The 25068-nt window shown below is 64.5% G+C and carries 23 protein-coding genes and 1 pseudogene; 8 read left to right on the top strand and 16 right to left on the bottom strand.

The window, feature by feature from the left end; genetic code table 11:
* Positions 1–47: 47 nt before the first annotated feature.
* Positions 48–6344: a HAMP domain-containing protein gene (locus LRP30_RS10945; protein ID WP_249760309.1), complete on the top strand. Its 6297-nt coding sequence runs from the start codon at positions 48–50 to the stop codon at positions 6342–6344.
* Positions 6345–6357: 13 nt separating this feature from the next.
* On the top strand, positions 6358–7848 hold the full coding sequence (locus LRP30_RS10940; RefSeq protein WP_128943171.1) for an HWE histidine kinase domain-containing protein: 1491 nt from the start codon (positions 6358–6360) through the stop codon (positions 7846–7848).
* A gap of 99 nt (positions 7849–7947) precedes the next feature.
* Here LRP30_RS10940 and LRP30_RS10935 read toward each other — a convergent pair whose 3' ends face one another.
* On the bottom strand, positions 7948–8169 hold the full coding sequence (locus tag LRP30_RS10935) for a hypothetical protein (RefSeq protein WP_128939543.1): 222 nt from the start codon (positions 8167–8169) through the stop codon (positions 7948–7950).
* A gap of 140 nt (positions 8170–8309) precedes the next feature.
* On the opposite strand from LRP30_RS10935, the gene LRP30_RS10930 reads away from it, so the two are divergent.
* Together LRP30_RS10930 and LRP30_RS10925 are read left to right on the top strand one after the other, a co-directional pair.
* Positions 8310–8567: a hypothetical protein gene (locus tag LRP30_RS10930; RefSeq protein ID WP_091892489.1), complete on the top strand. Its 258-nt coding sequence runs from the start codon at positions 8310–8312 to the stop codon at positions 8565–8567.
* Positions 8568–8661: 94 nt separating this feature from the next.
* Positions 8662–8904 carry a hypothetical protein gene (locus LRP30_RS10925; RefSeq protein ID WP_128939542.1) on the top strand — a complete coding sequence of 81 codons (243 nt, stop codon included), beginning with the start codon at positions 8662–8664 and terminating at the stop codon, positions 8902–8904.
* A 166-nt stretch (positions 8905–9070) separates the two neighbouring features.
* On the opposite strand, the gene LRP30_RS10920 is transcribed toward LRP30_RS10925, so the two are convergent.
* Positions 9071–9280 carry a hypothetical protein gene (locus LRP30_RS10920; protein WP_249760308.1) on the bottom strand — a complete coding sequence of 70 codons (210 nt, stop codon included), beginning with the start codon at positions 9278–9280 and terminating at the stop codon, positions 9071–9073.
* An 18-nt stretch (positions 9281–9298) separates the two neighbouring features.
* Complete coding sequence (locus LRP30_RS10915; RefSeq protein WP_249760307.1) at positions 9299–9520, bottom strand: hypothetical protein; 222 nt, start codon at positions 9518–9520, stop codon at positions 9299–9301.
* Positions 9521–9635: 115 nt separating this feature from the next.
* Here LRP30_RS10915 and LRP30_RS10910 point away from each other — a divergent pair, with 115 nt between their 5' ends.
* Positions 9636–9830 carry a DUF3072 domain-containing protein gene (locus tag LRP30_RS10910; protein ID WP_128935346.1) on the top strand — a complete coding sequence of 65 codons (195 nt, stop codon included), beginning with the start codon at positions 9636–9638 and terminating at the stop codon, positions 9828–9830.
* Between the two features lie 88 nt (positions 9831–9918).
* Positions 9919–10215, top strand: coding sequence for a DUF6496 domain-containing protein (locus tag LRP30_RS10905; protein ID WP_128935347.1), 297 nt, complete (start codon positions 9919–9921; stop codon positions 10213–10215).
* A gap of 6 nt (positions 10216–10221) precedes the next feature.
* Here the strand turns inward: LRP30_RS10905 and LRP30_RS10900 are convergent, their stop codons facing one another.
* The gene (locus LRP30_RS10900) at positions 10222–10560 is read right to left on the bottom strand and encodes a hypothetical protein (RefSeq protein ID WP_164934625.1); all 339 of its coding nucleotides are present in this window, start codon (positions 10558–10560) and stop codon (positions 10222–10224) included.
* A gap of 299 nt (positions 10561–10859) precedes the next feature.
* Entirely contained in the window at positions 10860–12404 is a 1545-nt protein-coding gene (locus tag LRP30_RS10895) for a Do family serine endopeptidase (RefSeq protein ID WP_249760306.1), read from the bottom strand.
* A 206-nt stretch (positions 12405–12610) separates the two neighbouring features.
* On the opposite strand from LRP30_RS10895, the gene LRP30_RS10890 reads away from it, so the two are divergent.
* Positions 12611–13447, top strand: a complete 837-nt coding sequence (locus LRP30_RS10890) for a universal stress protein (protein WP_249760305.1) — start codon at positions 12611–12613, stop codon at positions 13445–13447.
* A 20-nt stretch (positions 13448–13467) separates the two neighbouring features.
* On the opposite strand, the gene LRP30_RS10885 is transcribed toward LRP30_RS10890, so the two are convergent.
* The 9 genes and pseudogenes from LRP30_RS10885 to LRP30_RS10845 all read right to left on the bottom strand — a co-directional run bounded on the left by LRP30_RS10885 (position 13468) and on the right by LRP30_RS10845 (position 22932).
* A complete protein-coding gene (locus LRP30_RS10885; RefSeq protein ID WP_128935351.1) occupies positions 13468–13680 on the bottom strand; it encodes a hypothetical protein in 213 nt (70 codons plus the stop codon).
* A 535-nt stretch (positions 13681–14215) separates the two neighbouring features.
* Positions 14216–14922 (bottom strand): annotated as a pseudogene (rpe, locus tag LRP30_RS10880) (ribulose-phosphate 3-epimerase).
* Entirely contained in the window at positions 14919–15851 is a 933-nt protein-coding gene (cbbX, locus tag LRP30_RS10875; protein WP_164934624.1) for a CbbX protein, read from the bottom strand. The pseudogene rpe and the gene cbbX overlap by 4 nt, the downstream one beginning before the upstream one ends.
* 99 nt (positions 15852–15950) lie before the next feature.
* Positions 15951–16358, bottom strand: a complete 408-nt coding sequence (locus LRP30_RS10870; protein WP_091892515.1) for a ribulose bisphosphate carboxylase small subunit — start codon at positions 16356–16358, stop codon at positions 15951–15953.
* Positions 16359–16368: 10 nt separating this feature from the next.
* Entirely contained in the window at positions 16369–17829 is a 1461-nt protein-coding gene (locus tag LRP30_RS10865; RefSeq protein WP_128943177.1) for a form I ribulose bisphosphate carboxylase large subunit, read from the bottom strand.
* Between the two features lie 29 nt (positions 17830–17858).
* Positions 17859–18944 carry a class II fructose-bisphosphate aldolase gene (gene fba, locus LRP30_RS10860; protein WP_091892520.1) on the bottom strand — a complete coding sequence of 362 codons (1086 nt, stop codon included), beginning with the start codon at positions 18942–18944 and terminating at the stop codon, positions 17859–17861.
* A gap of 12 nt (positions 18945–18956) precedes the next feature.
* Complete coding sequence (tkt, locus tag LRP30_RS10855) at positions 18957–20975, bottom strand: transketolase (RefSeq protein ID WP_249760304.1); 2019 nt, start codon at positions 20973–20975, stop codon at positions 18957–18959.
* 31 nt (positions 20976–21006) lie between these two features.
* The gene (locus tag LRP30_RS10850) at positions 21007–21882 is read right to left on the bottom strand and encodes a phosphoribulokinase (protein ID WP_249760303.1); all 876 of its coding nucleotides are present in this window, start codon (positions 21880–21882) and stop codon (positions 21007–21009) included.
* A 12-nt stretch (positions 21883–21894) separates the two neighbouring features.
* The gene (locus LRP30_RS10845) at positions 21895–22932 is read right to left on the bottom strand and encodes a class 1 fructose-bisphosphatase (protein ID WP_249760302.1); all 1038 of its coding nucleotides are present in this window, start codon (positions 22930–22932) and stop codon (positions 21895–21897) included.
* A 120-nt stretch (positions 22933–23052) separates the two neighbouring features.
* On the opposite strand from LRP30_RS10845, the gene LRP30_RS10840 reads away from it, so the two are divergent.
* Complete coding sequence (locus LRP30_RS10840; protein WP_128943181.1) at positions 23053–24030, top strand: LysR family transcriptional regulator; 978 nt, start codon at positions 23053–23055, stop codon at positions 24028–24030.
* Positions 24031–24287: 257 nt separating this feature from the next.
* Here the strand turns inward: LRP30_RS10840 and LRP30_RS10835 are convergent, their stop codons facing one another.
* Positions 24288–24497 (bottom strand): hypothetical protein, encoded by a 210-nt coding sequence (locus tag LRP30_RS10835; RefSeq protein WP_249760301.1) that lies wholly within the window; start codon positions 24495–24497, stop codon positions 24288–24290.
* A 138-nt stretch (positions 24498–24635) separates the two neighbouring features.
* Entirely contained in the window at positions 24636–25055 is a 420-nt protein-coding gene (locus tag LRP30_RS10830) for a DUF4118 domain-containing protein (protein WP_249760300.1), read from the bottom strand.
* Positions 25056–25068 lie beyond the last annotated feature (13 nt).

Here is a 25068-nt window from a genome sequence, read left to right as displayed (position 1 = left end):
AAACGCGTCTTGCCTGGGATTCGGCCGACGCCTGCGGGGGAATCAGTATGAGCGACCTCGATCCCGGCACTGCATCACGCTCCCGTCGTCGCGTCCCAAAGCCCAAACCCAACGGTACGTCGGAGCAGGATTCCCGGGCGGAATTGCTGCTCTCCTTGCAGGCAATGCGTAGCGGCGATTTCTCCGTGCGGATGAGTGGCGACTATCTCGGCATCGACGGCAAGATCGCCGACACTTTTAACGAAATCATAGCGGCCAACCAGCGCATGGCGCAGCAGCTCGAGCTGGTCGGCCAGGTGGTGGGCCGCGAGGGCAAGACCCGCCAGCGCGTGAAGTTCGGCCTCGCCTCGGGCTCCTGGGCCGACATGGAAGGGTCCGTCAACACGCTGATCGACGACCTGTTGTGGCCGACCCGCGAAGTGACGCGTGCAGTCGCCGCGGTGGCGCAAGGCGACCTGCTCCAGACCGTCAAGCTCGACGTCGACGGCCGCCCCCTGCGCGGCGAGTTTTTGCAATCGGCGACCATCGTCAACACCATGATCAAGCAGCTCGGCGTGTTCACCTCCGAGGTGACGCGCGTGGCGCGCGAGGTCGGCACCGAAGGCAAGCTCGGCGGCCAGGCCCAGGTGCCCGAGGTGACCGGCGTCTGGAAGGACCTCACCGAGAGCGTCAACTCGATGGCGAACAACCTGACCAACCAGGTTCGCAACATCGCCGAAGTGACGATCGCGGTCGCCAATGGCGACCTGTCGAAGAAGATCACCGTCGACGTCCGCGGCGAGATTCTCCAGCTCAAGGAAGCCATCAACACGATGGTCGACCAGCTCCGCTCGTTCGCCTCCGAAGTGACGCGCGTGGCGCGCGAGGTCGGCACCGACGGCAAGCTCGGCGGCCAGGCGATCGTGCCCGGCGTCGCCGGCACCTGGAAGGACCTCACCGACAGCGTCAACGCGATGTGCGGCAACCTGACCGCACAGGTGCGCAACATCGCCAACGTGACCACCGCCGTGGCGCGCGGCGACCTCTCGCGCAAGATCACCGTGGACGTGCGCGGCGAAATCCTGGAGCTGAAGGACACCATCAACACCATGGTGGACCAGCTCAACTCGTTCGCTTCGGAAGTGACGCGCGTGGCGCGCGAGGTCGGTACCGAAGGCAAGCTCGGCGGCCAGGCCCAGGTGCCCGGCGTCGCCGGCACCTGGAAGGACCTCACCGACAACGTCAACTTCATGGCGTCGAACCTGACCGCGCAGGTCCGCAACATCGCCGACGTCGCCACTGCGATCGCCAGCGGCGACCTCTCGAAGAAGATCACCGTCAACGTCTCGGGCGAGATCCTTCAGCTGAAGGAGACGCTCAACACCATGGTCGACCAGCTCAACGCCTTCGCCGGCGAAGTGACGCGCGTCGCCCGCGAGGTCGGCACCGAGGGGCGGCTCGGCGGTCAGGCCAACGTGCTCGGCGTCGCCGGCACCTGGAAGGACCTGACCGAGAGCGTCAACTCGATGGCCTCGAACCTGACCGCGCAGGTCCGCAACATCGCGGAGGTGACGACGGCGGTCGCCGGCGGCGACCTGTCGAAGAAGATCACCGTGGACGTGCGCGGCGAGATCCTGGAGCTGAAGGACACCATCAACACCATGGTGGACCAGCTCAACGCCTTCGCCGGTGAAGTCACGCGCGTCGCGCGTGAGGTCGGCACCGAAGGCAAGCTCGGCGGCCAGGCCGTCGTGCGCGGCGTCGGCGGCACCTGGAAGGACCTCACCGACAGCGTCAATTCGATGGCCTCGAACCTGACCGGACAGGTCCGCAACATCGCCGAAGTCGCGACCGCGGTGGCGAAGGGCGATTTGTCGAAGAAGATCACGGTGAACGTCTCGGGCGAAATCCTTCAGTTGAAGGAAACGCTCAATACCATGGTGGACCAGCTCAACGCCTTCGCCGGCGAGGTGACGCGCGTGGCGCGCGAGGTCGGCACCGACGGCAAGCTCGGCGGCCAGGCCGGCGTGCCCGGCGTCGCCGGCACCTGGAAGGATCTGACCGATTCCGTGAACTCGATGGCGGGCAATTTGACCGCCCAGGTGCGCAACATCGCCGAAGTCGCGACCGCGATCGCCGGCGGCGACCTCTCGCGCAAGATCACCGTGGACGTGCGCGGCGAGATCCTTCAGCTCAAGGATACCCTGAACACAATGGTCGACCAGCTCAACCGCTTTGCGGGCGAGGTGACGCGCGTCGCGCGCGAGGTCGGCACCGAAGGCCGCCTCGGTGGTCAAGCCAACGTGCCCGGCGTCGCCGGCACCTGGAAGGATCTCACCGACAGCGTGAACTCGATGGCGGGTAACCTCACGGCCCAGGTCCGCAACATCGCCGAAGTCACCACCGCGGTGGCGCGTGGCGACTTGTCCCGCAAGATCACGGTGGACGTGAAGGGCGAAATCCTCGAGCTGAAGAACACCATCAACACCATGGTGGACCAGCTCAATGGCTTTGCCGGCGAAGTCACGCGCGTCGCCCGCGAGGTCGGCACCGAAGGCAAGCTCGGCGGTCAGGCCGAAGTGCCCGGCGTCGCCGGCACCTGGAAAGACCTCACCGACAACGTCAACTTCATGGCCTCCAACCTGACGGCCCAGGTCCGCAACATCGCCGAGGTCGCGACCGCGATCGCCGGCGGCGACCTCTCGAAGAAGATCACGGTGGACGTGCGCGGGGAAATCCTTCTCTTGAAGGACACGCTGAACACCATGGTCGAGCAGCTCCGCTCCTTCGCCGCCGAGGTCACGCGCGTGGCGCGCGAGGTCGGCACCGAGGGCCGGCTCGGCGGTCAGGCCGTCGTGCCCGGCGTCGGCGGCACCTGGAAGGACCTCACCGACAACGTCAACCTGCTCGCCGCGAACCTCACCACGCAGGTCCGCAACATCGCCGAAGTCACCACGGCCGTCGCGCGCGGCGACCTCTCGCGCAAGATCACCGTCGACGTGAAGGGCGAAATCCTCGAGCTGAAGAACACCATCAACACCATGGTGGACCAGCTCAACGCCTTCGCCGGCGAAGTCACGCGCGTGGCGCGCGAGGTCGGCACCGAAGGCAAGCTCGGCGGACAGGCGCAGGTACCCGGCGTTGCCGGCACCTGGAAGGACCTCACCGATACCGTGAACCTCATGGCCGCGAACCTGACCGAGCAGGTGCGCGGCATCGTCAAGGTCGTGACTGCGGTCGCCAACGGCGACCTCAAGCAGAATCTGACGATGAAATCGCGCGGCGAGGTCGCGGCCCTCGCCGACACCATCAACAACATGACCGAGACGCTCGCGACCTTCGCCGATCAGGTGACGTCGGTGGCGCGCGAGGTCGGCGTCGAGGGCCGCCTCGGCGGCCAGGCCAACGTGCCCGGCGCCGCCGGCACCTGGAAGGACCTCACCGGCAACGTCAATCTGCTCGCGGCCAACCTGACCTCGCAGGTGCGTGCGATCGCGGAAGTCGCGACCGCCGTGACCAAAGGCGACCTGACGCGGTCGATCCAGGTCGATGCCCGCGGCGAAGTCGCGGAGCTGAAAGACAACATCAACACGATGATCACGAATCTCCGTCTGACGACGGACGTGAACACGGAGCAGGACTGGCTGAAGACCAACCTCGCGAAATTCACCAACATGCTCCAGGGCCAGCGCGATCTCACGACTGTCGGCCGGCTGCTGCTCACCGAATTGTCGCCGCTGGTGAACGCGCATACCGGCGTGATCTACCAGGTCGAGAACGAGGACAATTCCCAGCTCCTGCTGCTGGCGTCCTACGCCAGCGACGGTATCTATCCCTATCAGCGCGTGCTTCAGTTCGGCGAAGGCCTGATCGGCCAGTGCGCCCTCGACAAGCGGCCGCGCCTGGTCGCCGACATTCCATCCGACGTGGTGCCGATCAACTCGGCACTGCTCCGCGTCGCACCGAAGAACCTCGTGGTGCTGCCGGTGCTGTTCGAGGGCCAGGTCAAGGCCGTGATCGAGCTTGCTTCGCTGATATCGTTCACGACGTCGCAGATGACGTTCCTGGAGCAGCTCACCGACTCCATCGGCATCGTGCTCAACTCGATCGAGGCGACGATGCAGACCGAAGGCCTGCTCAAGCAGTCGCAGCAGCTCGCCGGCGAGCTCCAGACCCAGCAGCGCGAATTGCAGCAGACCAACGACCAGCTCGAACAGAAGGCGCAGCAGCTCGCCGAGCGCAACGTCGAGGTCGAGCGCAAGAACCAGGAAATCGAGCAAGCCCGCCGTGCGCTGGAGGAAAAAGCGACCGAGCTCGCACTGACCTCGAAATACAAGTCTGAATTCCTCGCCAATATGAGCCACGAGCTGCGCACGCCGCTGAATTCGATCCTGATCCTCGGACAGCAGCTCACCGACAATCCGGACGGCAACCTCTCGGCCAAGCAGGTCGAATTCGCCCGCACCATCCACGGCGCCGGCACCGACCTGCTCAATCTCATCAGCGACATTCTCGATCTCTCCAAGATCGAGTCCGGCACGGTGACAGTCGACGCCGAGGAAATCCTGACCGCGAACCTGCTCGAGACCGTCGGCCGGCCGTTCCGGCACGAGGCGGACAACCGCAATCTGGCGTTCAAGATCGACATCGATCCGAATCTTCCGCGCAGTATCGTGACCGATTCCAAGCGCCTGCAACAGGTGCTGAAGAACCTGCTCTCCAACGCCTTCAAGTTCACCGCCGAAGGCGAGGTGCGGCTGAAGGTCGCCGGTGCGGTCGGCGGCTGGGGGACGGATCACCCGGTGCTGAACTCCGCGCCGGCCGTGATCGCGTTCGAAGTGACCGATACCGGCATCGGGATTCCCCTGGAGAAGCAGAAGCTGATCTTCGAGGCGTTCCAGCAGGCGGACGCCGGCACCAGCCGTAAATATGGCGGCACGGGCCTCGGGCTTGCGATCAGCCGCGAGCTCGCAAGCCTGCTCGGCGGCGAAATCCACCTGCGCAGCTCGCCGGGCAAGGGCTCGTCATTCACGCTTTACCTGCCGTTGAAATATTCCGGCCCGACGCTCGCGCCGCGCGCGGCGCCTGCGCCACAGCAGTACAGCCAGCCGCCGGCACTGCAGTCGGCCGCGCCCGACCAGCAGCGCGTCATCGAGCAGCTTCCCGATGACCGGCTCAACCTCGAGCCCGGCGACACCATCCTCCTTATTGTGGAGGACGATCCGCACTATGCGCGCGTGCTCGTCGATCTTGCCCGCGACAAGGGCTTCAAGGTCCTGGTTGCGGCCCGCGGCGCCGAAGCGCTGGAGCTCGCCAAGCAGTACCAGCCGACGGCCGTCTCTCTCGACGTGTTCCTGCCGGACATGCTGGGCTGGACCGTGCTGAGCCAACTCAAGCACAATCCTCTGACCCGCCATATTCCCGTGCAGATCATCACGCTCGACGAGGACCGCCAGCACGCGTTGGCGCGCGGTGCGTTCTCCTTCGTCAACAAGCCGACGACGACCGAAGGCGTCTCCGCCGCGCTGACGCAGATCAAGGAATATGCGCGGCCGCGGCGCAAGCGACTCCTGATCGTCGAGGACAACGAGGCCGAACAACTCTCGATCCGCGAGCTGCTGCACCACGACGACATCGAGATCGTGACGACGGATACCGGTGCCGGCGCGCTCTCGACGCTGCGTCAATCCCCATGCGACTGCGTGGTGCTCGACCTGCGGCTGCCCGACATGAGCGGCTTCGAGGTGCTCGACGAGATCCGCAACGACGAGGCGCTGTCGAACGTCCCGGTCGTGGTGTTCACGGGCCGCGAGCTTTCGGCGGAAGAGGATGCGGAACTCCACACCATGGCGCGCAGCATCGTGGTCAAGGGAGTGGAATCGCCGGAGCGCCTGCTCGACGAGACCGCGCTGTTCCTGCACCGTGTCATCACGGAACTACCGATCGAGAAGCAGCGCATGTTGGAGAAGCTGAACAGTTCCGACGAGGACCTGATCGGCAAGACGGCCCTGCTCGTCGACGACGACGCCCGGAACATCTTCGCACTGTCGAGTGTGCTGGAACGGCGCGGCATGAAGGTGCTGACGGCCACGACCGGCAGCGAGGCGGTCGCGCTTGTCGAATCCAATCCGGAAATCGCCATCGTGCTGATGGACATCATGATGCCGCAGATGGATGGCTATCAGACCATGGGTGTGATCCGCGAGAACCCGGCCTTCGCGCGGCTACCGATCATCGCGCTGACCGCCAAGGCGATGAAGGGCGACCGTGAAAAATGCCTGGAAGCCGGCGCGTCCGACTACCTCGCCAAACCCGTCAACACCGATCAATTGCTGCTTGCGATCCGCATGTGGCTGCACCGCTGAGTTGGATCCGCGAATGGACCAAGAGAAGGTCAACATCCTGCTCGTCGACGACCAGCCAGCCAAGCTGCTGGCCTATGAGGTGATCCTGAAGGATCTCGGCGAGAACCTCGTGATCGCCTCGTCTGGACGCGAAGCGCTGGAGGTTCTACTCAAGACCGAGATCGCGGTCATCCTGGTGGACGTCTGCATGCCCGAGCTCGACGGTTTCGAGCTCGCCGCGATGATCCGCGAGCATCCGCGCTTCCAGAAGACAGCAATGATCTTCATCTCGGCCATTCAGGTGAGCGATATCGACCGGTTGCGTGGCTACGAGATGGGCGCAGTCGACTACGTTCCGGTGCCCGTCGTGCCGGAGGTGCTGCGCGCCAAGATCAAGGTGTTCTCCGAACTCTATCGCAAGACCCGCGAGCTCGAACGACTGAACCAGGAGCTCGAGGACCGCGTCCGCGCACGCACCGCCGAGCTGGAAAACTCCACCGCCAAGCTTCGCGAAAGCGAGCAGCGGCGCAGCATGGCGATCGCCGCCGGCAAGATGGGCTCCTGGGATTGGGACTGGATCACCGGCGACTGGATGTGGGACGAGGGGCAATATCGCATCTTTGGGGTCAGCCCGGAGAGCTTCGAGGTCAACCCGGCCAACGTTCAGGCGCTGTTGCATCCCGATGATGTCGATCAGTTGCGCAAGGCGATCTCCGAGTTCAACAAGGGCGCACGCGCCTACGAAACGGAATTCCGCATCGTGCGGCCCGACGGTGATGTGCGCTGGTGCGTCGGCACCGCGGCGGCAACGGTTGACGAGAGTGGTCGCGTGGTTCGTGTCAGCGGCGTCACCGTCGACATCACCGAACGCAAGCGTGCCGAGGAGCGGCAGAATCTCCTTGCGCGGGAAGTCGATCATCGCGCCAAGAATGCGCTGGCGCTGGCGCAATCGATCGTGCGCCTTACCCGCGCCGACGAGGTCAAGGCCTACGTCAATGCCGTCGAGGGGCGCATCAATGCGCTCGCGCGCGTGCACACGATCCTGTCGCTGTCGAGTTGGCAGGGCGCCGAGCTCTCCAAGCTGATCGACGAGGAGCTTGCGCCCTATTCGCTAGGCGGCCAGATCAAGCTTGCCGGGCCCGAGGTTCAGTTGCTGCCGGCGACCGCCCAGACGCTGGCGCTGGCGCTGCACGAGCTCTTCACCAATTCGGCCAAGTATGGCGCACTGTCGACGCGATCCGGTCGGCTCATGATCGGTTGGCAGACCGAGGACGACCGCCTCACACTGACCTGGGAGGAATCCGGCGGCCCGCTAGTCAGGACGCCGAAATCCCGCGGCTTTGGCACGCGGAGTCTGCTTGCAAGCGTCGAGTCCCAGCTTGGCGGACAGGCGCAATTCGATTGGCGCGCCGAGGGCTTGTTGTGCCGTCTGGAGGTGCCGTTGACACGCAAGCCGGTCGCGACGACGGCACCCGGCAAATTCGATGCCGCCGCCGCGGCCGAATTGCAGCGCGCATCTGGTTAGAGCGTTTTACAGCGAAGTGGTGACCGGTTCGCGTCAAGAAAGCGCGTCAAGCGAAGAATCGAGAGCTACCGTTCCGATTCAATCGGAACGGAAAGCGCTCTAGCCGGACGCCGCGCTCGTCATGCGCTGCTCCGTCCGGGGATCGCGCGCGACGCGTCCTTCGAGCCAAGCCTCCGTTCGAGCGAGATCGCGTAGCGCCTTCGCATAGTGGCGAGCCGCGCTTCGTTCCGCGCCGCGCGGGAGCTTGCGCGCCTTGCGCAGGATGTCCGCGGCCGCGTTGCGATAGGCCAGCGAGCGGTACAGAAAGACTACCTTGCCCATATCGATATTCCCGTGTTGACAGCGCTCATCTTCGCAAGCCGGGCATGAACGTCGGATGAAGCTGACGATGACAATTCCTTCATCCTGATGGAACCAATGGCGATCGCGCGCGTTTGCCTGCCAGATCGGGACATAGTTCCATGCGCGCGAAAAAGTCGTCGAACCTGATCTCTCCCACCGGCCTTATCAAGCTGATGACACATGCGATGATGGGTGCAGCCCTCGGCCTCGCCTTCAGCCTCGCACTCATTCTGACCAATCCAGCCGTCGCCAACCTGCTGAGCCATGGCGGAAGCCAAGCCGCTATTGTCTTCGCTCTCACGCTGGTGACGACCTTCGCGATCGGCGCGACGCTCACCGGCATCGTGTTCATCCTCGAAGAGAACAAGCAATCTTGAAGCGTGCGCGACGTGTGGAGAAGCTTTGTTGGGAACTCCTGCGAGGAACGGCCGTTGGCCGCCTGCGTCAATTTAACCCAGGGAGTTCCCCCATATGAAGACAGTCAAGCTCGTCCTCACCGCAATGTTGGCAACGGGCCTCGCCGCCGCGCCGTTCGCCGTGCAGGCGAAGTCGCACAAGGCCAAACATGGATCCTCGATGTCATCGTCGCAGACCACGGGCGCGAATACCAAGTCCTCCAAGGGTGCCGATCCCTCCGGTCAAGGCGGCTCTGGCCCCGGCTCCGACCAGGGCGGCACGATGACGAACAAGGGCGGCATGAGCAACACCAAGTGAGCTCTGGCTGGCAGGGTGAGAGTCCCGCGTTCAGCGCGGGGCTCTTCACTCGAGGACGACGATTCATCTTGCCCTCTCCCTCGCGCTCTAGGCTAGCGCCACATGGTCGGCGCGCTGATCCTCCGACAGCATCGACAATCTCCAGCATGTCGCTTGCGCGAACGCCTTAGCTGCGTCGGATGTCAGTGATGTTAAGACAGCTTGCCGCGGAATTCGTCTTAACGAGATGCTCGAGCTGCGCCCGCTTGCGCGCGATCAGGAGTTGGGCCGCAGCGTCGTCGAGGCCCTCGCGCTGCAATTGCCGGATGGCGGAGCCCAGTTCGAGAATCTCGGCGCGCAATTTCAGGATCCGGTAGTTGTCCGGGTCTTCCTCCACCGCGCGGCCCCCGATGTCTCAGCGGCGGGCCAACACGCGCGCCGGCTTGTCGACATTCTTCAAGGAGCGAAGACGCATCCGGTCGCGAACGTCGGGCAGGACATCGCCGCCCCCGGCCGACTTCCATTCGTCGATAAGCAGGTTGATCTTCCGGCGCAGATTGATCTGCGCCAGAGCTTGTTCGCTGCAGTCGCAATCGCGATTGATGAGAGCGCGCACAGACGCCTCGACATCGGCCATTTCCAGCCTCAAAGCGCTAATTTTACGCCGAATTTCATTAATTCTGTTGTCCATGGCTTGTTAGAACAAAATAAGAACATATAGTCAAGCCAGATTTCAAGGACGGAGGAGCGACATGCAGGTCCAGGCCAAATACGACGCCAGGGTTTTTCTTGGCGAGCAGATGACACGGGCGCAGGGATTGAGGTTGAAGCGGCTGAGCGAAGAGGCCTATCAGCCGGCACAATATGCGCGAGATCTGTCCTCTGCCGAGGCTGCGCGGCGCATTCAGGTGCTGGAGGCCGAGATCGAGCTGGCGAATTCGTTCTGAGCCGCCTTCATCGCCCGGAACATTGCACGCGTGCTGTCGGAACCATGCCAGTGTCGAATGGTTCTCCCTCCGCCAAGGGAGAACAGGCATGGCACGCAAGGCAAAGAAGCGCCGCTACTCGCGCAGCTCCGGCAGCGATGTCGAAAGCGAGATGCGGCGCTACAAGAAAGGTACCGCGAAGAGCGGACGTGGCGGTCGCGGCGGACGCGTGAAGAGCCGCAAGCAGGCGATCGCGATCGGGCTGTCGAAGGCCCGCAAGAAGGGCAAGAAGGTCCCGAAGAAGGCCTCGAAGCGGAAGACGTCCAAGAAGAAGACGTCCAGGAAATCTTCCAAGAAATCTTCCAAGAAATCGTCGAAGCGCAAATCCAGCAAGCGGTCGCGCTGACCTCAGTCAGATCATGCTGCCCGGCATGAAGCAGCGGATCGAAATCCCGAACGCAGTCTTCACCGGCCACACCATGGTGCGGCCGGCGCGGTTCGGCTCGGTGATCACGGCTTCATCCGGCACCTCGACCCATTGCCCGTCCAACCGCACACGGTAGTGCCCGTTGTGCGATTCCCAATCTGGGTCGGAGACAGCAAAGCCGTCCGCATCCGAGCAGCACGGACCGAGGTGGCTGCGCAGGCTGTCGAACCATGGCTTCAGGGGCGAGTTCGCATAGCGGCCATCGTCGCGCCCGAAGGCGTTTCCGGCCGGCAGCACGAACCACGCCACGAGCAGCGTACTCATCAGCGAGAGCTTCAATCGATCCATGTCGGCACCGATCAATGTGAACCAGCGGCCAGTTCCACAAAGCGGCCGGAGGTTCGAAGGTTCCACGCTCGCGAGCCCACTCCGCGGCTGCGTTGCCGCCGAGCAGATGCCCGACCAGAAAGTGTGATGGCCGAACACGGCTTTTTCGGACGAACCGGGTCACCCTCCCTGCCGTTAACGAGAATGTTATCGGGTGACCTGTGGGAATCTTGAGTGCGAATGCGAAAGACGGCCCAAGGGGCCGCCTTTTTGAATTGTACCGATCGAGGTTCGCCTTACGCGAGTGGCACCGCGACGAACCGGGTGGCATCCGCGCTTCTGATCTGCAACAGCACGCTGCGCTTGCCGGACGATTTGGCCTGCGCCAGCTCCGAGCGCACCTCGCCGACATCGCTGACGGCCTTGCCGCCGACATTGAGGATGACGTCACCGGTCTTGATGCCGCGCTGCGCGGCCGGCCCTTCCGGATCAACCTCGGTGACGACGACACCCTTCTGGCCGGCGCCCTGCACATCGCCGGCCGGAGCCAGACCAAGCCCGAGGCGCGGCGTGCCGGCGCCCGGCTGCACCGTGCCGTCATAAGCCTTGCCCTGAGCCTGCCGTTCGTTCGGCAGTTCGCCGAGCGCCAGCGTCACCGTCTTGCTCGCGCCCTTGTGGAAGATGTCGAGCTTGACTGAGCTGCCGGGCGCCAGGGTGGCGATGGTGCGGGCGAGATCGCGGGAATCCTTGACTGCCGTGCCGTTGACGGCGGTGATGACGTCGCCCGCCTCGATGCCGGCCTTCGCCGCCGGGCTGTCGGGTTGCGGATTGTCGACGATCGCGCCGCGCGCCTGCTTCAGTCCGAGACTATCGGCGATTTCCGACGTCACCGGTTGCACCTGCACGCCGAGCCAGCCGCGGGTGACCGCGCCCTTGTCCTTCAACTGCGCCACCACCAGTTTTGCGGTCGTGGCCGGAATGTCGAAGCCGATGCCGACCGAACCGCCGGAGGGCGAGAAGATCGCGGTGTTCACGCCGATCACGTTGCCGTTCATGTCGAAAGCGGGACCGCCGGAATTGCCCTTGTTGATCGGCGCGTCGATCTGGATGAAGTCGTCATAAGGACCATTGCCGATGTCGCGGCCGCTGGCCGACACTATGCCGGCGGTGACGGTGCCGCCGAGCCCGAAGGGATTGCCGACCGCGACCACCCAATCGCCGATGCGCGGCTTCTGGTCGGAGAATTTGACGAACGGAAAGTCCTTCTTGCCGTCGACCTTGATCAGCGCGAGATCCGTCTTCGGATCGGTGCCTACGACCTTCGCGGTGTAGGTCGTGCCGTCGTCCATGGTCACCTGCACGGACTCGGCGTGATCGACGACGTGGTTGTTGGTCACGGCATAGCCGTCGGCGGAGATGAAGAAGCCCGAGCCCTCGCCCGTGATCATCTGGTGGCGCTGACGCGGCATGCCGTTCATGCCACCATCCGGGAAGCGGAAGCCGAACTGTCGCGAGAACTGGTCGAACGGCGAGTCTTCGTCCGAATCCATCCGGTTATGTTGCAGCATCGCGCTCTTGTCGCTGTCCTGGTCGATTCTGACCCGCACCGAGATGACGGCGGGTTTGACCTTGGCCACGAGATCGCTAAAGCCCGGCGGGGTCGCAGCCGTTTCCGCGGCCTGGGCCGGCGCGACGAAGGAGGTCAGGCCGAATGGCGAAGCACCGGGAGCAGCCGCCAGCACGGCCGCGCCGAGCGCGGCTGCGGTGCCGAGCAGCGTGAGCCTGCGCGGCCTCAAGATCTTGCGGGACGTGGGGGTGTCGGAATTGACGCGATCGTTCATGTCGAAATGTCCATGTTGAGCAGGTGTCGCCTTGCGCGTAACATGGGCGTTGCCACCTTACGGCGTCCCGTCCAGGCGATTAAATCTTGGCAAAGGATTGGGACCGGGCCCCGCGGCGAGTTCGTCGCTGCACATTGATGCAGCTCAACTCAGGTCCTTCGTGCAGTGAAAAACTGCGTCACCGGATGATGTTCATCGGAGGCGCCATGTACAAAGACATTCTCGTCCACATCCCGACCGAGCGTCCGATGCGTCCCGCGATCAATGGCTCGATCTCGCTCGCGGCGCACCTCAACGCCCATCTCGACGCGGTCGCGGTCGGCTATATCGCAACCAGTGCGGCTTACGTCGTGGAGGGTGGCGCCGCCGCGGCGGCCGTGTTCGAGCTGGAACGCGAGCGCGCAATGGAGCGGGCCGAGGCCGCGCTCGCAATATTCAGGAGCGAAGCGGTGAACGCGGGCATCTCCCACGCCTGCCACCCGCTCGGCGCGATCCCGATGGATGCAGCCGGCACGCTCGGCGAGATGGCGCGACTACACGACCTCAGCATCGTGCTCCAGCCCGATCCGACGCAAGGCTCGTTCGACAACGACATGCCCGGCGAGATCCTGTTCCAGGCGGGCGGCCCGGTGCTGTTCCTGCCGTACACCTTCCGCGGGACCTTCAAGGCGAACCGGATCGGCATCTGCTGGGACGGCAGCCCCCTCGCTGCCCGCGCAATGCGCGACGCAGCCCCGTTCCTGGCCCGCGCCGAGGCAATCGTGATCATCACGATCAACGAAGCCGATGTGGCCTGCGGCGAAGCTTCAGCGACCAATCTGGCAAGACATCTCGGCCGGCGCGGGCTCTCGACCCGCACGGTCGGCCTGTCGGCCACGCGCGCCGACATCCAGCCCACGATCCTGTCTCTGGCGGCCGATGAGAGCCTCGATCTCCTGGTGATGGGCGGCTACGGCCATTCGCGATTGCAGGAGCGCTTTCTCGGCGGCGTCACCCGCGGCATGCTGGAGGCCATGACGATTCCGACGCTGATGTCGCATTGAGCCGAGCCGGCCCGCCGCTGCTACGCCGCGGCAGGTGTCTTCAATGGCCCGGCTTCAGCGACGTCCTCGCCGCCTTGTGCGTTGCACGCGTCGAAATGCGCCTTGAGCTCGACTTCCGCGAGATATTCGAAATGTTCGGCCTGGCCGAGGAGCTCCCAATTCTGGAGCGGCCGGTAAGCGGCCTGCTGACGACAGAGGGACGCCAGCGCCCGGTAGCGACGTACGTTCTCCATGAGACCCTCCCTCGCATTCACAGGGCTTATTGCCCCGATTTGCGTCAGGCCGATGGCGGTCATGCAAAAGTTTTGCTGCGCCCGCCGCGGCGCCGACTTCGGCTAGTTCTAGCAAATGCGCAAGGAAGCCAAAGTTCCAGTCGAAGCGGACTCTCGCTCTGAATTCCCGCCGCGCCCATCAAGGGCTAGGCATAGAGGCGACGCTCGACGGTCACGCCGACGAGATCGAGATAGCTCCTCACGGCTGCCGAATTAGAGCACGAGCTGAGCGGGCCCGAGCAGTGGATCAGCTCCGCGCCAGCCATGGGCAGCATTCCAATGGAGATATTGCATGTGCTTCCACGCCTCTGCAGTTATTAAACCACAGATTGTAGCGCGGCGCATTAATCGAACGCGTGCTTCGGCGCTCTTGGTTACCCTGGCATGAAGGGTGTTGCCGATTCGCGTTGGATTCTCCGTAGGACCCCGGAGAAAAATGCGCGCTATGAAGCGATCGATACCTCGGCGTAATCGCCTGGGTGATGCTCTCCGTAGTCTACCGGACGCGCGCACTTTCTCCGACGCGCAGCGGCCGCGCGGCATTATCTTTCTGCGAATGGCCGCAATATTGGATGCGTATTCGGCGGCGCTCTTGCCGCGAAACACGGCGGACCCCGCCACGAGCGTATCGGCGCCCGCTGCAGCCACGGCAGCGGCATTGTCGCGCGTGATACCTCCATCGACCTCGAGCCGGATCGGCCGGTCGCCGATCATGGCCTTGATCCGTGCGATCTTCGCCAGCTGGGAGTCGAGGAAGGACTGGCCGCCGAAGCCGGGATTGACCGTCATTACCAGCACGAGGTCGAGGCGATCGAGCACATATTCGATCGCGCTCTCCGGCGTTGCGGGACACAGGCTAACGCCGGCTTTCCTGCCGAGCGCGCGGATCGCCTGAAGCGAACGGTCGAGATGCGGGCCGGCTTCGGCGTGCACCGTGATGACGTCCGCACCGGCCTTCGCGAACGCCTCGAGGTAAGGATCAGCAGGCGCGATCATGAGATGCACGTCGAAGACTTTCTTCGTGAGCGGCCGGATTGCCTTGATGACGTCCGCGCCGAAGCTGATGTTCGGCACAAAGTGTCCGTCCATGACGTCGCAATGGATCCAGTCGGCCCCGGCCGTATCGATCGCCGCGATCTCCTCGCCGAGACGCGCGAAATCCGCGGCCAGGATCGAAGGAGCAATGATCATCTCTCTCGTCATGATTTTGCACTCCGCGAGTCGGCGCCGCCGCTGAAGACGCGGCTCGCCAGGACGTCCATGGGATCGATGGTTTCGAGGTCGGCGACGTCGAGCATGCGATCGAGATCGGACACCAGGCGATCGGCCTGCCGCAGGCGAATGCGGTCGACGGCGTTGCGGATCGAGCGCGCATTGGAGAAGAACGGCTGGGTCCGGCGCAGCGCGATGTATTTTTCGAACGCCTCGCGCGCCGCTGCCGAGAAGCGATAGCCGCGCTCCTTCAGCATCAGCTCGGCGATGACGAGCAGCTCGGCTTCGGCATAGTCCGGAAATTCGATGTGATGCGCGATGCGCGAGCGGAAGCCGGGATTGGAGGCGAAGAAGCTCGTCATCCGCTCGCCATAGCCGGCGAGGATCACGACCAGATCCTCGCGCTGGTTCTCCATCACCTGGAGCAGGATTTCGATCGCCTCCTGGCCGTAGTCGCGCTCGTTGTCGGGACGATGGAGATAATAGGCCTCGTCGATGAACAGCACGCCGCCCATCGCCTTCTTCAATATCTCCTTGGTCTTCGGGGCGGTATGGCCGATATACTGGCCGACGAGATCGTCGCGCGTGACCGAGATCACCTGCCCTCGTCGCACGAAGCCGAGGCCGTGCAGGATCTTGGCCATGCGCAGCGCCACCGTGGTTTTGCCGGTGCCGGGATTGCCGGTGAACGACATGTGCAGCGTCGGTGGCGCGGAGGCCAATCCAGCGCGCTGCCGAATGCGCTCGATCAACAGCAGCGAGGCGATCTGGCGCACGCGGTTCTTTACCGGCTTCAATCCGACCAGCTCCTGCTCGAGCTGTTGCAGCGTGTCGGTGATCCCAGCCGCTTCGGCCTCCTTGCGGAGATCGAAACTGGTCTCGCTGTGTTCGGTCGTCGTTGCGTGGGGCACATCGAGCATCGGCACCTCGAAGAAAAGGGCTTCGCCGCGGGGGGAGCGGCGAAGCAGTGGTCCGCCAAGGATGCGGAGCAGGGAGAGCTCCGCGCGGAAGCGGATGCCTTAAGTTGACGCGTGCGCGGCCGGTCGGCGCACGGTGGTGTAACGGATCGCGCGGCCGCCCACCTCCTGCCGCACCAGCTCGAGCTCCGCTTCCTGCTTCGGCCGGTTGACGAGGAAGGAGATGCGCACCGATTCCCAGCCGTGGCTGGAATCGAAGCCGCTGATGCGGATGTAGCGGTCGCCATACACCCTGCGGCACTCAGCGAGCTCCATCATCACGCCGGCAGCATCCTGGAGATCGAACATCGGCAGGCCCCACATCTCCCAATAAGTGTTGCGGGGATGCGGATCGTCGGTGAACTCGATGTTCACCGCCCAGCCTTTGGCAAGGCAGTACTGCACTTGGCTGTAGATCTGGTCATCGGTCAGATCAGGCAGGTATGAGAAGCAGCCCTGGGTCAGTTTCATGTGAATCTCCTCAAACGGTTTCCAGCGCCGTCGGCACGAAGTCCGGCGTGTCGGTGGATTGATAGTTGAAGGTGACGTCCTTCCAGACTTCGAGCGCGGCCTTCAGCGGCGTGCAGGTCTCGGCCACCTTGGCGAGGATCTCCGGCCCTTCGTGGACGTAGTCGCGGCCCTCGTTGCGGGCGAGGATCATCGCTTCCAGCGCCACGCGATTGGCGGTCGCGCCGGCCGCAATGCCCATGGGATGGCCGATGGTGCCACCGCCGAATTGCAGCACGACGTCTTCACCCAAGAGGTCGAGCAGCTGGTGCATCTGCCCGGCATGGATGCCGCCGGAGGCGACCGGCATCATCTTGTTCAGGCTCGCCCAGGACTGGTCGAAGAAGATGCCGTGTTCTAGCTTCGTCGGATTAAAATCTTCGCGGCAGACGTCGTAATAGCCGCGCGTGGTGTTCGGATCGCCCTCGAGCTTGCCGACCACGGTGCCAGCATGGATGTGGTCGACGCCGGCGAGCCGCATCCACTTGGCGATGACGCGGAACGACACGCCGTGGCTCTTCTGCCGCGTATAGGTCGAGTGGCCGGCGCGATGGAGATGCAGGATCATGTCGTTGCGCCGCGCCCACTTCGCCATGGACTGGATCGCGGTGTAGCCGATCACGAGGTCGATCATGACCACGACCGAGCCGAGCTCCTTGGCGAACTCAGCACGCTCGTACATGTCCTCCATGGTGGCCGCGGTGATGTTGAGATAGGTGCCCTTGACCTCGCCCGAGGCCGCCTGCGCGCGGTTGACGCCCTCCATGCAATAGAGGAAGCGGTCACGCCAGTGCATGAAGGGCTGCGAGTTGATGTTCTCGTCATCCTTGGTGAAGTCGAGCCCGCCCTTCAGCGCCTCGTAGACTACGCGGCCGTAATTGCGCCCCGAAAGACCGAGCTTGGGCTTGATGGTCGCACCCAGCAAAGGGCGGCCGAACTTGTCGAGCCGTTCACGCTCGACCACGATGCCGGTCGCCGGTCCCTGGAACGTCTTCACATAGGCGACCGGGAAGCGCATGTCCTCCAGACGCAGCGCCTTGAGCGGCTTGAAGCCGAACACGTTGCCGATGATCGAGGCCGAGAGGTTGGCGATCGAGCCTGGCTCGAACAGGTCGAGGTCATAGGCGATGTAGGCGAAGTAAGAGCCGGGCGAGCCGGGGACCGGATCGACGCGGTAGCACTTGGCGCGGTATTTCTCCGCGGCGGTTAACCGATCGGTCCACACCACGGTCCAGGTCGCGGTTGAGGATTCACCGGCGACCGCAGCCGACGCCTCGATCGGGTCGACCCCCTCCTGCGGGGTGACACGAAACAGCGCGATGACGTCGGTGTCCTTTGGCGTGTAATCGGGCTCCCAATAGCCCATGCGCTTATATTCCATCACGCCCGAGCGATATCTTTCCTTGCCGCGAACGGTTCCTGCGTGTGCGTTCATGACTCTCTCCTGCTCTTCTCTCTGAATGACTAGGCAGCGACCGGTTCGCGGGCGTCGATGCGCGGATCAAGTTCGCCGGCGCGATAGCGCCGCGCCATCTCGCTCATCGGGACGACCTTGATCTTGCTGGCGTGGCCTGCCGTGCCGAACTGCTCGAAGCGCTCGCGACAAAGCTCGCGCATCGCATCCATCGCCGGCTTGAGGAACTTTCGTGGATCGAACTCGGAGCGCGCTTGCGCGGCGACCTTGCGGAATACCGCAGTCATCGCAAGACGGCAGTCAGTGTCGATATTGACTTTGCGCACGCCGCTTCGGATGCCGCGCACGATCTCCTCGACCGGCACGCCCCAGGTCTGCGGCATCTCGCCGCCGAACTGGTTGAACATGTCCTGCAGCGGCTGCGGCACCGAGGACGAACCGTGCATCACGAGATGCGTGTTCGGCAGCCGGCGATGGATCTCCTCGACCACCCGCATCGCCAGGATGTCGCCATCCGGCTTGCGGCTGAACTTGTAGGCGCCGTGCGAGGTGCCCATCGCGATCGCCAGGGCATCGACCTTCGTCGCGCGGACAAAATCGACGGCCTGGTCCGGATCGGTCAGCAGCTGATCGTGACTGACCTTGCCCTCGACGCCGTGACCATCCTCCTGCTCGCCGCCGCCGTGCTCGAGCGAGCCGAGCACGCCGAGCTCGCCTTCGACGGATGCGCCGACCCAATGGGCGAGGTCGACGACACGGCGGGTGATCGCGACATTGTAGTCATAATCGGCCGCCGTCTTGGCGTCGGCCTTGAGCGAGCCGTCCATCATGACCGACGTGAAGCCATGGGCTATGGCGGAGGCGCAGGTCGCCTCGTCATTGCCGTGGTCCTGGTGCATGCAGAGCGGAATGTCGGGATAGGTCCGCTCCAGCGCATCGATCATGTGCGAGAGCATGAGATCGCCGGCATAGCTGCGCGCACCGCGCGAGGCCTGCATGATGACCGGCGCATCGACCTCGGCCGCCGCCTGCATGATCGCGATGCCCTGCTCCATGTTGTTGATGTTGAACGCCGGCACCGCGTAGCCGTGGCTGGCGGCGTGATCGAGCAATTGACGAAGGGTGATACGAGCCACGATTAATCCTCCTTATTGTTTCTTGCGGGCGATCGCCCGCCGGGCGGCTTCCGCAATGCTTTGCGGTGTGATGCCGAACTCGCGGTACAGCACGGGCGCCGGCGCCGAGGCGCCGAAGCCGCGCATGCCGACGAACTCGCCCTCAGTGCCGATCCAGCGCGGCCAGTCACCCGCTACGGCCGCCTCGATGCCGACACGCGGTGCAGTACCGAGCACCGTGGCGCGGTAGTCGTCCGGCTGCTCCTCGAACAGCGCGAAGCAGGGTGCAGAGACGACGGCGGCGCGGATGTGCTCGGTCGCGAGCAGGCGGGCCGCCTCCAGCGCGATCGACACTTCCGAGCCGGTCGCGATCAACGTCACGTCGCGGCCGCCGTCAGGGGAGACGACGAGATAGGCGCCGCGCGCGACGCGATTTCTGCCGCGGACATCGCTGCGGAAGGTCGGCAAGGCCTGACGCGACAAGCACAACACGGACGGACGGCTCTCGGAGCTGAGTGCGCAATCCCAGGCTTCCAGCGTCTCCACCGCATCCGCGGGGCGGAACACCAGAAGGTTCGGGATCACCCGCAGTGCGGCGACATGCTCGACCGGCTGGTGCGTCGGGCCGTCCTCGCCGAGGCCGATGGAGTCGTGAGTCATCACATGAATCACGCGCAGCCGCATCAGAGCCGCAAGGCGAATCGCCGGCCGGCTGTAGTCGGAGAAGGCGAGGAAGGTGCCGCCATAGGGGATGAAGCCACCATGCAGCGCGAGGCCATTCATCGCGGCAGCCATGCCGTGCTCGCGAATGCCGTAGTGGATGTAGTCGCCGGCGAACGCCCCGCGCGTGACGGGAGCCTGCACCTTGGCATGCGTGAGGTTCGAATGCGTGAGGTCGGCGGAGCCGCCGACCAAGCCCGGAATCGCCCCGGCGATGCCGTCGAGCACCTGTTGCGAGGCCTGGCGCGTTGCGATCTTCGGACGCTCGCTGGCGAAGCGCTCGCGCAACTTCGCCGCAGCCAGCGCATAGGCGCCCGGCAAGGCGACGGCCTTACCCTCGACGAACAGGTCGCGCTGCTCGGGCGTCGCACGTTCATAGCGATCGAGCCAGGCGAGACGGGCGACCTGCCCGCGCTGTCCGATCATCCGCCACGCCTTCGAGATCGGGAGCGGCACCACGAAAGGCTGATAGTCCCAGCCCAGCGTCCGGCGCGCGGCCGCGGTCTGCTCAGTGCCGAGCGGCGCACCATGCGCCTTCTCGGTGCCCTGTCTATCAGGCGCGCCATAGCCGATGATGGTGCGGCAGGCGATCAGCGACGGTTTTGTGGTCTCACGCTCCTCCGCGATCGCCTGTGCAATGGCTTCGGGATCGTGTCCATCGACACGGCGCACCGACCAGCCGGAGGCGGCGAAGCGGGCGAGTTGGTCGTCGGAGGTCGCGAGCGAGGTCGGCCCGTCGATGGAAATGCCGTTGTCGTCGAAAAGCACGATCAGACGCGCGAGCTGGAGATGACCGGCGAGCGAGATCGCCTCCTGGCTGATACCTTCCATCAGGCAGCCGTCACCGGCGATCACATAGGTGAAGTGATCGACGAGGCGGTCGCCATGCCGCGCATTGGCCATGCGTTCGGCGAGCGCCATGCCGACCGCCGTCGCAATCCCCTGCCCCAGCGGTCCAGTCGTGGTCTCGACGCCCGGCGTGTGGCCGTATTCCGGATGTCCCGGCGTCTTGGAGCCCCATTGCCGGAACGCCTTGATGTCGTCGAGGCTGACATCGCCGCCGGTCAGATGCAGCAGCGCATAGAGCAGCATCGAGCCGTGGCCCGCTGACAGCACGAAGCGGTCGCGGTCGGGCCAGTTGGGATGGGCCGAGTCGAATTTGAGGAAGCGCGAGAACAGCACGGTCGCGACGTCGGCCATGCCCATGGGCAGGCCGGGATGGCCCGACTGCGAGGTCTCGATGGCGTCCACCGCGAGGAAGCGGACGGCGTTGGCGAGATCGTTATGCGTGACCGCCGTAAGGTCGGCTTCGGCATGAACCGAGATATTCATCGGATCCTCCCGTTGTTGTCGTTGCTGTGCATCACTTCAGGTTCCGCTTGCGCTCGATCAGCTGCATGATCAGCGGCGTCAGGATGAGTTGCATCGCGAGATCGAGCTTGGCGCCGGGGCAGACGATCGAATTGGCGCGCGACATCCAGCTTTGCGGCAGCATCGAGAGCAGATAGGGGAAGTCGATGCCACGTGGATTCTTGAAACGGATCACGACCATCGATTCGTCCGGCGTCGGGATCCAGCGCGCGATGAACGGATTGGAGGTGTCCACCGTCGGCACGCGCTGGAAGTTGATGTCGGTCTCGGTGAATTGCGGGCAGATGTAGTGGATGTAATCCGGCATCCGCCGCAGGATGGTGTCGGTGACAGCCTCGGTCGAATAGCCGCGCGCGCTGCGATCACGGTGCAGCTTCTGGATCCATTCGAGATTGATCACGGGCACGACGCCGATCTTGAGGTCGGCATAGCGCGCGACATTCACCTTGTCCGTGACGACGGCGCCATGCAGGCCCTCGTAGAACAGCAGGTCCGAATTCTCCGGCAACCGCTTCCACTCGGTGAAGGTGCCGGGTGCCGCGCCATGCAGCGCGGATTCCTCGGCATCGTGGACGTAGTGACGCGTCGTCGCCGTGCCGGTCTCGCCATAGTCGCGGAACGCGCGCTCCAGCTCCTCGAACAGATTGGTCTCAGGGCTGAAATGGCTGAAGTGCTTGTTGCCGCGCTCGGCCTCCTTCGCCATCTGCGCGCGCATCTCGGCGCGGTCGTAGCGATGGAACGCGTCGCCCTCGATGTAGACGGCGTTGACCTTCTCGCGGAAAAATATCTGCTCGAAGGTCTTCTTGACCGAGGTAGTGCCGGCGCCGGAGGAGCCGGTGATCGAGATGATCGGATGCTTCCTGGACATGGGACGCCTCGCTCAGAGCCGGAAGAATCCGCGCCGCGCGAACAGCGGTGCGGAGACGCTGGCAACCAACAGGGGATCGCAATGCAATTCCTCGACCCGCCGCACCTCGTTGCTCGAGCCCATGATCAGCGGCACGCGCTGATGCAAGCTTTGCGCAGACAGCTCGAGGATGCGCTCGCGCCCGGTCGTGGCCGAGCCGCCGGCCTGCTCGATGATCATCGCCATCGGGTGCGCCTCGTAGGTGAGGCGCAGGCGGCCGTCGCCATAGCCGGGTCGCGCGTCCGAAGGATAGAGGAACACACCGCCGCGGGTGAGAATGCGATAGGCCTCCGCGACCAGCGAGCCGATCCAGCGCATGTTGAAATCGTGGTTGGCGGGCCCGTCGACCCCGGCGAGGCATTCGTCGATGAAGGCGCGCACCGGCGCATCCCAGTGCCGGCGATTGGACGCGTTGATCGCGAACTCCTCGCAGGCCTCGGAGATCTGCACGCCGCTGCGCGCGAGGCGGAAGCAGCCCGCCTTACGGTCAAGCGTGAAGATGTCGACGCCGTCGCCGAGCGTCAGCACCAGCGAGGTCTGCGGGCCGTAGGTGACGAAGCCCGCCGCGAGCTGCGCCGAGCCGCGCTGATGGAAGGCGAGTGAGAGATCATCGGGTGCCGGCAGGATCGAGAAGATCGTGCCGACGGTCATGTTGATGTCGATGTTGGAGGAGCCGTCGAGCGGATCGATCGCGACGCAGATGCGCCCCTGACGGTCGACGATCTGGGCCTCGCGCATCTCCTCCGACGCTAGCGCCGCGATCGGCAGCCTGACGAGGCAGCGGCGCAGGATCGCATCAGCCTGGACGTCGAGATCGCGCTGGACATCGCCGTCGCTGTTGCGGCCCGTCGTCAGGCCCGAGGCGTCGGCGAGATCGCCGGAGGCGATGAGATCGGCGATCTCGACCGCTGCTGCCGCGATGGCATCGACTGCGGCCGCCACGGCGAGCGCATGCAGTGCGGTCTCTGAGTACCGTTGAAGGTGGTCGTCCAGCCTGAGTTGCCCGGTCATCTGCGTCCATCCCCTTGCTGGCGCCGCATCCATTTCCCTCCCCCTTGGAGGGTCGATGCGGTCCGTCCCAGCACGACGAGATTGACAGGGCCGGCTTAATAAGGAAAATTTCTATTCATAATGAGCCTCAAAGAATTTTCTTATAATGGCCCCGGCCATGCGGCGGCCCAGCTCCGGCATCTGACGATCCGGCAGCTGCGCTCACTCGCGGCGCTTTCGGCCAAGGGCAGCGTGACGGCGGCGTCCAGCCATCTCGGGCTGACCCAACCGGCCGTGACCCAGCAGCTTCGGCAGCTTCAGGACCTCGCCGGCCTGCCGCTGGTGCAGCGGACCGGTGACGGCATGCTGCTGACGGAGGCTGGCAAGGAGGTGCTGGCGCTGGCCGAACGGGTCGAGGCCGCGATCATGGACTGCCAGGGCTCGCTCGACCTGCTGGCGGGACGGACCGGCGGCACGGTGCAGCTCGGCGCGGTCTCGACCGCAAAATATTTCGTGCCGCACGCGATCGCGGCATTCTCGAAGCGCTATCCCAAGATCGAGATCAAGCTCACCATCGGCAACCGCGAGGAGATCCGCGAGGCCATGCACGGCTACGACCTCGATTTCGCCGTGATGGGTCGGCCACCGGCCGACGTCACGGTCGACGTCCGTCAGCTCGGGCGCAATCCGCACATCATCGTCGCGCGCAAGGGACATTGGCTGGAGAAGGATTCCGGCCTCAACCTGACCGACCTCGTGCACGAGACCTTCCTCACCCGCGAGCCGGGCTCGGGCACGAGGACGCTGATGGAAGGCATGTTCCAGAAGTCGGATCTCGAGCCGATCATCGGCATGGAGATGAGCAGCAACGAGACCATCAAGCAGGCGGTGATCGCCGGGCTCGGCATCGCCTTCATCTCGGCGCACACCGTGGCGCATGAGCTCGCCGAGGGCCGACTCATCGTGCTCGACGTCGCCGGCCTGCCGATCGTCCGGCAATGGTACGTGATCCGCCGCAGCGACAAGGTGCTGCTGCCGCCGGCGCAGGCGATGTTCGATTTTCTGGGTTCGGAAGGCTCGAACTATCTGCCCGAGGTGCCCGAACTCGGCGGGCGATAGGCAGCCAGCGCTCAGCTCATCAGCTTCATGGCGATCGTCGCGATCAGAACCACGATGATCTGGAGCAGGCGCTCGGTCGTGAAGATGCGGTTGAAGGTGATCATCGCTTGCCCCGGCCGACGTGAAGGATCTCGTTGAGCCGTTGCTAGCACAGGCGCGCGCCGAGACAACTCCGAAATCGCCGCGTGGTGTCCCGTGCACGATCCGACGATCGCACCTTCGGCAAGGTGGACCGAGGCCGCGCCGATGGTTAACGATCAGGCCGCGAGTGGGGCCGCGTGGTCCGTGCGGGCCGCGAAATAGGCTTCCAGCTCCGACAGCGCCCGCGCTTCCCAATCCCTCGCCTGCTCCAGCAGCGACCAGCTCTGGCCCGGGCGGAATGCAGCGGTCTGGCGATAGAGCGATGCGATGCCGCGGTAGCGGCGCACGTTCTCCAAGATGGCGTGCCCGGTTATTTGGCTGTTCATGTCCGAAAACTCCCTCGTCATTCCCGCGGGAGAAACTGCGGCCAAATCTTTTTCGAAAAGTTAGCGGCGCGCGGCAAGCTCGCGGATGGTTGCCGAACTGTTGCGCGCGCGCAACGCGTACGGTCGTGCAAAGCCGACTTATTGCGGATTCGTTGCCGCGCTCTCGCCCGGGCGCTTCAGCCCGCAGCGGCTGACGATCGCCATCGTCTCGCGGCAGAGATCGGCGAGGCCGATCAGCAGCACGGCCAGCAGGCAGAACAGGTTGATGGAATCGGTGTTCGCGCTGGTCAGCGAATTGAACTCGAAGAAGGGCGGCATGAACGCCCACCACACCAGCGGAATGGTCAGCAGCGTGGCGAGGGTCGCCGCCGGCACGCCTGCGACAAGCCCGAGCACGAAGAGGCCGGGCAGGAACGCCGCGAAATAGAGTTTTGCGCCGAGCGCGACACAGATCCCCTGAAGCATCGCCGACATCGCGACGGCCACGAATCCGAGCAAAAACGCCTGCCACGACCACGGCCGTACCTGCGGTACGCCAAACAGCCCCGTACGCCTCATCAGCCTCCCCCTG

It is taken from the genome of Bradyrhizobium sp. C-145, from assembly GCF_023375135.1.
Classification (GTDB): Bacteria; Pseudomonadota; Alphaproteobacteria; order Rhizobiales; family Xanthobacteraceae; genus Bradyrhizobium; species Bradyrhizobium zhanjiangense.
This window is presented reverse-complemented; position numbering and strand designations above follow the sequence as displayed.